Raw genomic sequence first — 11,568 nt, 5'->3', positions numbered from 1 at the left:
CTATTTCAGTACAAGCCACTTTTAAATGAAAGGAAAAAAGGATATATTTGGGTTTGGTTAACACGAGGTGAACTTTGGGTTATACAGCTAAAAGGAGGTGTATGTGCGGATGTTTGTAGGGGTTGGCGATAAGTTATGCGAAAGTTTATCAGAACACCTAGGAAAAGAAAATATCAAAATGAAAGAAATTACTATTAACATCAACTCAAACCAAGAAATATGGTCATTAATTAACAAAGAATGCAATCATATTTTCATTCATAAATTTATGCCAAATGAAAGCATTGCGTGGTGGAATACGGACATTAAAATGAAAAATAATGAAACTTTTGAAGAGTTAGAAGTGAGAAATATGGAATTTGATATTTTGACAGATTTAAACGGGCTAAAGAAAATACTGGACCTAAATACAAACCAATTAAGAATATATCAATTTGACAAACCTGTACCATCTTCGCTTTCGATTGACTATTTACCCCAGCATAATCGTGAGCGTATACTGCAACAAAATGGGTTGAAAAATTTTTACTTTTGTGACTTTGAATTTTTGACAATATTGAGTTCTGACGAGAAATTTATTAAAGATATTGAAGATAATAAACTTTAGTACTACTATCCGCTTTTGTGTTTCGATTTACCGCCCGAACGCAAAGCCCCGAACCGTTATCTGCAAATAAAAATGACAACACAATGACAAAAATAATATTGACAGATTTAATCGGAAAATCAATTTTATCAGAAGACCTTAGCCTTTTTATGAAAAAGTTTGATTTACCGGCCTCACCCAAAAGAAAATTAGATTCTCAAGGCAATTCATACGACACCAGTTCAGATAATGAGAAACATGGTATTTATTTAAACTTTGATGGTTATTATAGACATGTACTTGACTATGGTGAACCCGCTTTGCGATATGAAACCTCAGACAATGAACTTTTTTTGGATGAAATTACAGTAGATAATGACTTTTTAGAAAACAAAAAGCCAGCTGTGGTTGATTTACCTTTTGGACTTTTACTAGGCGACAACCAAGAAACTGTATTGCAAAAACTTGGAAAAAAACCTTATGAAAAAAGCCCTAATTCCTACGGCTATTGTTGGTGGACACAATTTGATGATTTCAGAATATTGACAGCATTAAGCCCAGAATATAAACTTATTTGGGTGCGTATTTTGAAATTGACATTAAAAGAAAAAGAAAAAATTAGACTTAAAAAATATCTAAACCAACAAAACAAGCATATTAAACCTGAAAACAATACTTTAATCTTAGCGTATTTAAATAAATTACCCACAACTGAATGGAAGCGAAGAAAAGATGAAGGTGACAATGTGTTTACAGACAAAGGAATAAATGCAGTTGAAAGTTTGTTGAAAGATTATTTACAGACATTAACCGAACTAACAAATAAAAAAAGAGCTATAACTATTTATAACTCTATTAAAAAAATAGTACTTGCCATCAATAAAATAAATGAGAAACATAACAGTTTTATTGAAACTTTGGAAAGAGAAGAATTATGCGACTTTATTAACGGTGTCGTAAGAAAGACAGGACTTGAAATCGAGCAAAATATTGACCTTACCGAAGAATGGAGAGAATGGTAAAATTAACTGCAGGCGACATTGGTTTGGTTGTATCAAACATTTGTGCAAGGTATAACGGCAGTAATGCTATTGCACTTTTATGCTGCATTTCCGCCAAATCGCCAAGCCGTCATCAGTATAAATACTATCAATATTAAAAAAATGAAAGTTACCTATTTGCCAAATTTAGGAGTCGAAATCCATTCTGAAAAAATTCTTTGGAACGAATCTCGTGAAAATGTAAGAGTTAAACTTAAACAAAGTCATAAGGATGATGATAAAGAGTTTGATAACTCTGCTTTTTTAGATGGAGATACATCTTTCAATATAATTCAAAAAAGAGATATTTATCAAGACTTTGAAAATGAGGAAAATTTGTTTTTTTTTACTTATGACGAAGAAAACCAACTTAGCGAAATAGAATTTCACACGGGAATTGAATTAACTATTGGAAATACAAAAATCGCGATAGGAGAAGATATCAATAGAGTAATTGAAAAATTACACTATCCATACTTTGAAAATGATGAGGGAAACTATTTTTTCAATGAACTAAAGTTAACTATGGCGAATGATGCCTATATGGGAGGTGATGGAAACAGTTTGTCGTACATCTACTTAACTAAGGATGAATTAGGCAGCGAATAAATAAAACTTATAAGTGGTAATATAAAATAATGAATGAAATCAAAATCAAGTTATATAATTTTAATAGGCCTTATCGTTTTCTTACTATTCTCGAGAGAACAATCAGAATCAATTATATATACCGGTAAGCTTACTGTAGAGACTATTTCCTTTGTGATCATTTTGTTTCTAACCACGTTCATTTTTTTCTACAAAAAAATTCATTTAAAAATGAAGCCTTTAGAAATCATAGCTGTTTTGTTGTTAGGTTCATTTGCCCTTAGCTTGGTATTTATGTATCTTGTTAATTTTTATAACAAAAACTACTATTCTAAAGATAAACCCATTTTAATTGAAAACTGTGAAATAACAAAAATCTCTCAAAGCAGAAAATCAAGAGGTTATTACTTTAAATTTAAAGACACGAATCATTACATTGCAGGGTGGTCTGACGATTTAAAAAAGATTGAGAAGAATACTAATCAATTTGTAGTAACTATTCATTACAAAGAAAGTTTTTTTAATTCTTATGTTATTGTAGAACGATTTATTACAGCACGCTGAAAAAGTAGTTGCCAGTTACTCGAAGTCTTCTTATTGTCACGATGTTCAACGATACAAATCATTCAAACCAAATCTCAATCCTAAACCAGAATGAACACCAACCTATATTACAACTTATTCCTCTGGTTAGTAGTAGCGATACTCCCGGAAATGACCTTTTCTCAATCAACACCAGCTACCCGAAATCTCCTTAATGCTATGATGCTCTTCGAAGTCTCACGACTTCGAAGCAAATATTGATTCCTTTTACTAAACCTAATACAACCTTCTATTTACAATAAATTAAAAGTCGGTTTACTGATGTAAACTATCTTTTGTTATATTTGAAAAATCAATTAGGCAAATAAACCCAAGTTTACCAATCGATATTATAACTCATTTTAAAAGGATATGAAACAAAGAAAACTTACCCTTATTCTTAATGCCGTACTTATCTTTTTTGCAAGCACAAGCACTACTATCAGTGCTCAAACAATTGCTGCAGGATTTAATCATTCTGTTTATCGTTGCATCAGCGGAACACCACAAAGTGTAGGGTCTAACACCAGTGGAGCACTTGGTATTGGAGCTTTTGGTGATCATAGCACACCTATTTCGGCTGTTGGTCTTACCGAGATAATCGCTGTTGATGCAGGGTATTTTCATTCCCTTTTCCTTAAAAATGACGGCACGGTTTGGGCTGTTGGCGGTAACGGCAATGGACAACTTGGCGATGGAACGACTAGCGGTACAACATCTCCGGTGCAAGTAGTAGGACTCACGGGAATTACAGACATAGCCGCCAGTATGGACTTTTCTATTTTCCTAAAAAATGATGGAACGGTTTGGGCAGTAGGGAATAATTCCACAGGACAACTAGGTGACGGAACTAACGACAGTAAAACTACGCCTGTGCAAATGTTAGGTCTCACAGGGATTACCGCTATCAGTGTGGGGCAGTTCCATTCACTTTTCTTAAAAAATGATGGTACCGTTTGGGCGACCGGTGGTAATTATTACGGACAAATAGGAGAACAACCTTTATATGGCGTAACCACTCCGATAGAAATTGAAGGAGTGAGTGGAATAACTGCTATATCGGCAGGTGGCACGCATTCTCTTTTCCTAAAGGATGACAACAAGGTTTGGGGTGTTGGCTCGAACGCTTTTGGGCAGCTTGGTAATTTTGATGTAGGAAGTTATATTTATAATCCGTTTGAGCTAACAGGTCTAAGCGGAATCACAAAATTATCCGGTGGATTCTTGTATTCCCTTTTCCTGCATACTAATGGTACGGTTATGGCATGTGGAGCGAATACTTTCGGTCAACTGGGCGATGGCACCACCATTAACAAAAGTATTCCCTTTATTATTCCCGGACTCACAGGAATTAGTGCGATTGATGCAAGCGGAAGTCACTCACTTTTTCTTGATAACGATGGCACTGTCTATGCGGTTGGCAATAATAACTCGGGCCAACTGGGCGATGGAACAATTACTCAACGGCTTACTCCGGTAGTGGTAAACGAAGTTTGTAACGTTGTTTTATCAGTCGTTGAAAATGCTATTGAAAAAGTTTCGGTTTATCCCAACCCTTGTCGCGAACAATTGTTATTAGCACTATCCGACTCATTTACAACTGATACTAACACAGTCGCTGAACTATTTGATATGCAGGGGCAATTATTGCACAGCATAAAGCTACAAGCAACTACTACTTCTATTGAGGTTGCGGATTTAAAGACCGGAATTTATTTACTTCGTATAAAAAGTTCGGCAGGTATATTTGAGAAAAAAATAATTAAGAAGTAGATTTGAAAAAGCTCAATAAGGTTTTAGCTTGTCGCTTTTAACAATAATTACAATTAAAAAAACCTTTGTAGAAGTTTAACTCTACAAAGGTTTACCTATTTTATTAAAATGAATTTTATAATTGACTAATTGCCACGTTCCCCAATTGACACATTGCCTAATTGCTACATTACTTCTTCCACCGCATCGTCTCCATCAACGTCTGCATATCATCCTTAATGTAACTCGCCGCCGGCATAATCGAGTCAAAATTGGGTTTAGCATAGAAATACACCGATCCGGTCACAAAATGTTGAATACTATCTGTTAAATAAAATTGTGTATTGGTCGCGGCATTTCCGCCTACTTGATAAAACATTCCGTAGACTTTGTCTTTCGTGTTGACAAAAGGCGTTTCTACAATATCATCGGCTTTGATTACGTGCTCGTAGGTAAGTTTCTGAGCGTCTTTCAATAAAGCATCAATGTTGTTCTCTACTTTTCGATACGTTAAATAAACCGTAGCTTTCATTTTAGGATACTGAATCGTAACCTCGCAATTGTCTTTCACATTTACTTTAGTGTCTGTGTTATGATCAAAGTTAAAGTCACACGGACTATCAAATTGCATGTAATTTGCCATTTCATAATCCAATCGCAATTGAGCAGAGGGCTTTGGCAAAACGTCTTCTTTGCATCCTATCAATAAACAAAAGAGAAATAGGAATCCGAAATATACAATCGATTTATGCATCTAAGGTAACTTTAATTTGTTTTACTCGTTTTTTGTCAACCGATTCAATGGTGAACAAACATTTATCAAAAAAGATTTTTTGTCCCTTTTTGGGAAATGTTCCGATGATTTCCAAAATAAATCCGGCTAAGGTTTCGGCTTCGCCTTTTTTATCTTCAAATAAATCTTCGTCAACATCCACAATTCTATAAAAATCTTTCAGGTTTATCTTTCCTTCAAAAAGAAAATTCTTGTCGTCAATTTGCGAATAGTTGATGTTTTCGTCGTCAAACTCATCGCTTATATCACCCACAATTTCTTCGATAATATCTTCCAATGTTATCACTCCGGATGTTCCGCCGTATTCATCAACAACAATCGCCAAGTGGTTTTTCATACCTTGAAAATCTTTCAGCAAGTTGTCTAACTTTTTGTTTTCTGGCACAAAAAATGGTTCTCTGAGCAAGGTTATCCAATTAAAATCGGTTTTGTCAATGTGTGGCAACAAATCTTTTACATACAGAACGCCTTCCACCTGATCTATATTGTCTCGATACACCGGAATTCTGGAATAACCTTTGTCTAAAATTTTGGGTAAAATTTCTTTAAAGGATTCATCAATTTCCAAAGCAAATACATCAATTCGAGGACTCATAACCTGACTCGTATCTGTATTTCCAAATGAAACAATGCCTTCCAAAATTTTTTGTTCTTCGTCGGTTGTATCATCCGAAGACGTTAATTCCAAAGCCTGCGACAATTGATTTACGGAAATATTTGTCTTTTGTTTGCCTAATTTATTTTCAAAATAAATCGTCACGGCTCGCATCGGCATGTTGATGGGCGACAAAATCACATTTAGAAAATGAATCGGTCGTGCCACCATTTTTGCGAATTTGATATTGTTTCGGTTGGCGTATACTTTGGGTAAAATTTCGCCGAAGAGTAAGATTAAAAAGGTTATTACACCGACTTCAATTGTAAACTGAAACCAATCGGGATAAATATCTCCCAACAAATCATTTTTAATAAACGAAAAAATGATTACGATACCAATATTAATAAAATTGTTGACTATCAATAAGGTAGCCAACAATTTTTTAGGTCGTTTTAATAAGTTGGAAATTAGGTTTCCTTTTGTTTCATTTTGTTCGATGGCTTCCTCAATATTTTTTTGAGAAAGCGAGAAAAGAGCCACTTCAGCACCGGAAACCATGGCTGAAAAAAATAATAAGACAACAATAGCAATCACTCCAAAGAGCAAACTCGTGTTAATTAATTCCAGAAAACTCGCGGGGTCTGCGTCCAAATTTTTAAAAATTGGTTATACATTAAAAAGGCTGGTCGTCATTGTCTGAATTTCTTCCGCCTTGGTGGTCAAAATTAGTGTTTTTATTTGAATCCTGATTTTGTTTATGAAGTTCTGTTTCCTTTTTTGTAGTTAAAAAAGTAAACTCAGTCACTTGAATTTCAGTTGTATATTTGGTTTGACCGTCTTCAGCCTGCCATTGTCTGGACTTAATTCTACCCTCTACATAAATCTTATCTCCTTTAGAAAGGTATTTTTCGCAAATTTCGGCCGCTTTGTTTCGAACCACTAAATTATGCCATTCCGTTGAAGTTAGTTTTTCGTTTGTAGTTTTGTTAATATAGACCTCATTGGTTGCCAACGGAAATCTACCAATACAATTACCACCATCGAAATAGTGCATTTTTACGTCGTCTCCTAAGTGACCTATTAACATCACTTTATTTAAAGTTCCATTCATAATATATTTAAGTTGATTTTTTGGATTATATCAAAGTTACAAATTTAATAACAGTTTAGAAATTCTTTTCAATAAAATTAAAAATTACGATTGGAAATGGAAACTTTTTCAACGCTTCTATAGACATTCCGCTGTCAATACTACCATCCACTTTTAATTCCCAAAACCTGATTTTCAGTCGTTGATGCGATAAGATGTGTAAAACACTTTTTTCATCAAACGGTTTTATCGAAATTAATTTATTTGTAAGAAAAGAGGTCGCGGAAATTTTTTCAATTATTTCTTTTTCACTCAGTTCTTTTTCCGATTCAATTAACGGAAACTCATATAAATTATGCCAAATTCCTTTTGATGTTCGTTGTTGAATGAGTGAATTACTACTTTCATCTTCAAAAACCAAATAATTAAAAAATCGTTCGGTTACTTTTGTCTTTTTTAATTTTATTGGAAGCAAATCTACTTTTTTCTTTTGTAATGCAGCACAACTTTCATTAAAAATACATTGCAAACAATTTGGGTTTTTAGGAACACATTGCAAGGCTCCAAATTCCATTAACGCTTGATTGAACAAATCCGGTCGTTTTTTATCGATGATTTCGTTTGCTAATGCAGAAAATTCTTTTTTGGCTGTAGCCGATGAAATATCGGTTTCCACATCAAAATAACGGGCTAGAACGCGAAACACATTTCCATCCACAACAGGAACGACTTCTTTTTGACTGAAAGAAGCAATTGCGGCAGCTGTGTAGGTTCCGATTCCTTTTAATTTTAATAAGTCATTGTAGGTTTTTGGAAACGTTCCGTTAAGTTCAAAAGCGATAATTTGAGCTGTTTTGTGCAGATTTCTTCCTCTGGAATAATAGCCTAACCCTTGCCAAAGTTTCAAAACTTGTTCTTCAGAAGCATTTGCTAAATCAAAAACCGTTGGAAAAGTTTCTACAAATCGTTCATAATAAGGTAAACCTTGAGCCACTCGCGTTTGTTGCAAAATGATTTCTGAGAGCCATATTTTGTAAGGATTCGTGGTATTTCGCCAAGGCAAATCGCGTTTGTTTTCTAAATACCATTGAATAAGCCGATTAGAAAAAGTCATAAAATTGAATTGGTTAACAAAAGTATAAGTTTATGTAATTAAATTTTAATCAATTATGCTTGAATATTTGTTTTTTTAATTTGTATATTTGCACTCTCAAAAATTTACACATAAAATTTAACACGCAAGAAAATGACGAAAGCAGATATCGTAGCGAAGATTTCAGAAAAATTAGGACTTGAAAAAGGAGATGTTCAAGCAACAGTAGAGTCTTTTATGGAAGAAGTTAAAAACTCATTAGAAACTGGAGACAATGTTTACTTAAGAGGTTTTGGAAGTTTTATCATCAAAACAAGAGCTGAAAAAACAGGAAGAAACATTTCTAAAAACACAACAATCAAAATCCCTGCTCACAACATTCCGGCATTCAAACCTGCAAAAGTATTTGTAGAAGGTGTGAAAACCAACACTGAAGTAGCAGTATAACTCATTTATTAATACCAAAAAGATCACACTATGCCAAGTGGAAAAAAGAGAAAAAGACATAAGGTAGCAACTCACAAACGTAAGAAACGAGCGAGAGCTAACCGTCACAAAAAGAAAAAGTAGTTCTAAACTACTTTTTTCTTTTACAAAAAGTTCTTTGAAATGAAACAGTAAAAAACAATAACTGTTTCACCGGGTACAAACTACCTGTTTAAAATATTGTTTAATCCATCCTAACTTTAGGTTGATTGGTTGTGAGTTGCGAGTTGCGGGTTAATCCGTCACTTACAACTAAAAACCGACAACTATTATGTTTGGATAAAAATTTACATCGTGAATAAAGAATTGATCATCAGGTCAGGTTCTGAAGCAGTAGATTTTGCCTTATTAAAAGATGGAAAACTAGTAGAATTACACAAAGAAGAAGAGCAAAAGAGCGGCTTTCAGGTGGGTGATATTTTTATTGCCAAAATCAGAAAACCGGTTCCGGGGCTTAATGCGGCTTTTGTAAATTTAGGCTTTGAAAAAGATGCCTTTTTACATTATCACGATTTGGGACCCAACTTAGCTTCGATGTTGAAATTCACAAAACTTGTAAGCACAGGTAAACAAAAAGATTTCTCCCTTAAAAACTTTCAGTTTGAAAAAGAAATCGACAAAGATGGTATCATCACTGATGTGTTGAGTGCTAATCAGTCGGTTTTAGTACAAATCGTTAAAGAACCTATCTCGACCAAAGGTCCAAGAATTAGCTCCGAGCTTTCATTGGCAGGAAGATATATTGTTCTCGTACCTTTTTCTGATCGCGTTTCTGTTTCTCAAAAAATAGATTCGAAAGAAGAAAAAGACCGTTTAAAGAAACTTGTACAATCTATCAAACCAAAAGGATTTGGTGTTATTGTTCGCACAGTAGCAGAAGGCAAAAAAATAGCCGAATTAGACCAAGACATGCAGAATTTACTCAGTAAATGGACTGCCATGTGTAAAAAATTACCAACGGCTCATCATCCGTCAAAAGTATTAAGTGAAATGAACAGAGCTTCATCGATACTTAGAGACGTATTTAATGATTCCTTTACCGGAATTTATATAGACGATGAAGAGTTGTTTGAGCAAACAAAGGAATCAATTGAAGAAATTGATCCAACAAAAGTATCTATTGTCAAGTTATACCAATCAAGAGAATTGCCCATCTTTGAAAAATACCACATTGAAAGACAAATAAAAACGTCTTTTGGAAGAACGGTATCGATGAGCAAAGGAGCTTATTTGATTATTGAACACACCGAAGCTCTTCACGTTATAGATGTGAATAGTGGAAATCGTTCCAATAAAGCTCAAAATCAGGAAGACACAGCCTTAGAAGTAAATATGATTGCTGCAGCAGAAGTTGCCAGACAATTGCGTTTGCGAGATATGGGCGGAATTATTGTTGTCGATTTTATCGATATGCAAAATCCCGAAAACCGAAAAGTTCTTTTTGATTTCTTACGAGAAGAAATGAGCGATGACAAAGCAAAACACAAAATCTTACCGCCGAGTAAGTTTGGATTAATCCAAATCACACGACAACGAGTAAGACCGGAAGTTAACATTAAAACAAGAGAAGAAGATCCAAACAACGGAAACGGAGAAATAGATGCTCCAATTCAAGTGATTGACAAGATTAATCTCGATGTTGAACGACTAAAAAATCATAAAAAGTTGGTGCTTAACGCCCATCCTTTTGTGGCCGCATACCTAACCAAAGGTTTTCCATCATTACGTTCAAAATGGTTTTTTGAACATAAAAAATGGGTGAAAATTATACCTCGTGATGCTTACACGTTTTTACAATACCAATTTTATGATAAAGAAGGTAATGTAATAAAAGAATAAAAATGAACGTCTACCTTTTGGTGGGCGTTTTTTTTTTGGATAAATTTCACGGAATTTTCTTTTTTGACACGGATTTCACGGATTTACACTAATTTTGAAAGCTCCTTTTACAGCTTTTGATGAAATTTCAATTACTAATTATTCTTTTTTGTTGGATTACTTTCCAAAATACAACTTCAGCCCAATCAGGCTGCACAGATGTTTTGGCTAGAAATTATGATGTGAATGCAATTGAAAATGATGGAAGTTGTTGTTATAAACGATTAAAAATAAAAAAATTTAATTCTGTCATTTTAAGTGATACACTTAACGAAACTTCGGGTTTAGTGGAGTGGGAAAATCAACTTTACACGCATAATGATGATACGGATTTGAATCTTTATCAATTGGATAAAAAGGGTTCTATCACAAAAAAGATAAAATTAAACGGCGTCAAAAACAAAGATTGGGAAGAACTTACACAAGACAAAACCCATTTCTATTTAGGTGATTTTGGTAATAATGCGAGCGGAAACCGAACTGATTTAACCATCTACAAAATTGCGAAAGATTCTCTTTTTGATAATCCAAAAATTGAAATCATTACTTTTTCTTATCCTGAACAAACTGATTTTACCAAACAAAAAAGCAACACAACCAACTTTGATTGTGAAGCTTTTATTGCCACTGAAAATGAATTGATTTTGTTTACCAAACAATGGAAAAATAAACATTCTGCCGTTTATCGTTTGCCTAAAAATCCCGGAAATTATTCAGCAGAATACATTACATCTCTAAAAGTAAAAGGATTAATCACCGGAGCTACTTTTGTGGAAGAAAAAAACCTCATCGCTCTTTGCGGTCATAACAAAAAACTAAAACCTTTTCTTTATTTGATTACCGATTTGAAGGATTTTAACTTTGAAAAAGCCAATCAAAGAAAGATAAAACTCAAATTACCTTTTCATCAAATTGAAGCCATCAGCTCAACGAATGGTATTGATTTTTATATTACGAATGAACGATTTTCCAGAAAAATTATCGGAACGGTTAAACAACAGTTTATCAGCTTTCTTTTGAAAGAAAATTAATTGTTTCATCATTTTTATTTGTGCTTTTTGCTTCAATCTTCAAAATCAACA

The 11,568-nt window shown here is 33.9% G+C and carries 13 protein-coding genes; 9 read left to right on the top strand and 4 right to left on the bottom strand.

The features are described 5' to 3' along the window. Positions 1 to 178: 178 nt before the first annotated feature. The 6 genes from B4N66_RS14590 (at position 179) to B4N66_RS14565 (ending at position 4,569) form a co-directional block, all read left to right on the top strand. Positions 179 to 607, top strand: coding sequence for a hypothetical protein (locus B4N66_RS14590; protein WP_291095733.1), 429 nt, complete (start codon positions 179 to 181; stop codon positions 605 to 607). A gap of 83 nt (positions 608 to 690) precedes the next feature. Continuing rightward, positions 691 to 1,608 (top strand): hypothetical protein, encoded by a 918-nt coding sequence (locus tag B4N66_RS14585; RefSeq protein ID WP_291095731.1) that lies wholly within the window; start codon positions 691 to 693, stop codon positions 1,606 to 1,608. Further along, entirely contained in the window at positions 1,602 to 1,745 is a 144-nt protein-coding gene (locus tag B4N66_RS14580) for a hypothetical protein (RefSeq protein WP_291095729.1), read from the top strand. Before B4N66_RS14585 ends, B4N66_RS14580 begins: the two co-directional genes overlap by 7 nt. Positions 1,746 to 1,749: 4 nt before the next feature. After that, positions 1,750 to 2,235 carry a hypothetical protein gene (locus B4N66_RS14575; RefSeq protein ID WP_291095727.1) on the top strand — a complete coding sequence of 162 codons (486 nt, stop codon included), beginning with the start codon at positions 1,750 to 1,752 and terminating at the stop codon, positions 2,233 to 2,235. A gap of 210 nt (positions 2,236 to 2,445) precedes the next feature. Further along, on the top strand, positions 2,446 to 2,778 hold the full coding sequence (locus tag B4N66_RS14570; protein ID WP_291095725.1) for a hypothetical protein: 333 nt from the start codon (positions 2,446 to 2,448) through the stop codon (positions 2,776 to 2,778). Positions 2,779 to 3,168: 390 nt separating this feature from the next. Continuing rightward, complete coding sequence (locus tag B4N66_RS14565) at positions 3,169 to 4,569, top strand: T9SS type A sorting domain-containing protein (protein WP_291095723.1); 1,401 nt, start codon at positions 3,169 to 3,171, stop codon at positions 4,567 to 4,569. A gap of 169 nt (positions 4,570 to 4,738) precedes the next feature. Here the strand turns inward: B4N66_RS14565 and gldD are convergent, their stop codons facing one another. From gldD to mutY, 4 genes are read right to left on the bottom strand one after another with little or no spacing between them, the layout of a single operon-like run. Next, a complete protein-coding gene (gene gldD, locus B4N66_RS14560; RefSeq protein ID WP_291095722.1) occupies positions 4,739 to 5,302 on the bottom strand; it encodes a gliding motility lipoprotein GldD in 564 nt (187 codons plus the stop codon). Next, positions 5,295 to 6,590, bottom strand: a complete 1,296-nt coding sequence (locus B4N66_RS14555; RefSeq protein WP_291095720.1) for a gliding motility-associated protein GldE — start codon at positions 6,588 to 6,590, stop codon at positions 5,295 to 5,297. The genes gldD and B4N66_RS14555 overlap by 8 nt, the downstream gene beginning before the upstream one ends. Before the next feature lie 22 nt (positions 6,591 to 6,612). Then, positions 6,613 to 7,050, bottom strand: a complete 438-nt coding sequence (locus tag B4N66_RS14550; RefSeq protein ID WP_291095718.1) for a single-stranded DNA-binding protein — start codon at positions 7,048 to 7,050, stop codon at positions 6,613 to 6,615. Between the two features lie 55 nt (positions 7,051 to 7,105). Next, on the bottom strand, positions 7,106 to 8,143 hold the full coding sequence (gene mutY / locus B4N66_RS14545) for an A/G-specific adenine glycosylase (protein ID WP_291095716.1): 1,038 nt from the start codon (positions 8,141 to 8,143) through the stop codon (positions 7,106 to 7,108). A gap of 132 nt (positions 8,144 to 8,275) precedes the next feature. Between mutY and B4N66_RS14540 the strand changes: the two genes are divergently transcribed. The 3 genes from B4N66_RS14540 to B4N66_RS14530 all read left to right on the top strand — a co-directional run bounded on the left by B4N66_RS14540 (position 8,276) and on the right by B4N66_RS14530 (position 11,517). Continuing rightward, entirely contained in the window at positions 8,276 to 8,569 is a 294-nt protein-coding gene (locus tag B4N66_RS14540; protein WP_112085891.1) for an HU family DNA-binding protein, read from the top strand. Between the two features lie 333 nt (positions 8,570 to 8,902). Then, entirely contained in the window at positions 8,903 to 10,447 is a 1,545-nt protein-coding gene (locus tag B4N66_RS14535; RefSeq protein ID WP_291095714.1) for a ribonuclease E/G, read from the top strand. Positions 10,448 to 10,566: 119 nt separating this feature from the next. Continuing rightward, entirely contained in the window at positions 10,567 to 11,517 is a 951-nt protein-coding gene (locus B4N66_RS14530; RefSeq protein ID WP_291095712.1) for a T9SS C-terminal target domain-containing protein, read from the top strand. Positions 11,518 to 11,568: the final 51 nt, after the last annotated feature.

The sequence above is a fragment of the Flavobacterium sp. UBA2787 genome (assembly GCA_002352205.1).
Classification (GTDB): Bacteria; Bacteroidota; Bacteroidia; order Flavobacteriales; family Flavobacteriaceae; genus Flavobacterium.
This window is presented reverse-complemented; position numbering and strand designations above follow the sequence as displayed.

Bases quoted from the DNA above. Each gene is read 5' to 3' on its own strand.
- B4N66_RS14570 (WP_291095725.1), top strand. From the start codon at position 2,446: ATGAAGCCTTTAGAAATCATAGCTGTTTTGTTGTTAGGTTCATTTGCC.
- B4N66_RS14580 (WP_291095729.1), top strand. From the start codon at position 1,602: ATGGTAAAATTAACTGCAGGCGACATTGGTTTGGTTGTATCAAACATT.
- mutY (WP_291095716.1), bottom strand. From the start codon at position 8,143: ATGACTTTTTCTAATCGGCTTATTCAATGGTATTTAGAAAACAAACGC.
- B4N66_RS14550 (WP_291095718.1), bottom strand. From the start codon at position 7,050: ATGAATGGAACTTTAAATAAAGTGATGTTAATAGGTCACTTAGGAGAC.
- B4N66_RS14565 (WP_291095723.1), top strand. From the start codon at position 3,169: ATGAAACAAAGAAAACTTACCCTTATTCTTAATGCCGTACTTATCTTT.
- B4N66_RS14585 (WP_291095731.1), top strand. From the start codon at position 691: ATGACAAAAATAATATTGACAGATTTAATCGGAAAATCAATTTTATCA.
- gldD (WP_291095722.1), bottom strand. From the start codon at position 5,302: ATGCATAAATCGATTGTATATTTCGGATTCCTATTTCTCTTTTGTTTA.
- B4N66_RS14590 (WP_291095733.1), top strand. From the start codon at position 179: ATGAAAGAAATTACTATTAACATCAACTCAAACCAAGAAATATGGTCA.
- B4N66_RS14575 (WP_291095727.1), top strand. From the start codon at position 1,750: ATGAAAGTTACCTATTTGCCAAATTTAGGAGTCGAAATCCATTCTGAA.
- B4N66_RS14540 (WP_112085891.1), top strand. From the start codon at position 8,276: ATGACGAAAGCAGATATCGTAGCGAAGATTTCAGAAAAATTAGGACTT.
- B4N66_RS14530 (WP_291095712.1), top strand. From the start codon at position 10,567: ATGAAATTTCAATTACTAATTATTCTTTTTTGTTGGATTACTTTCCAA.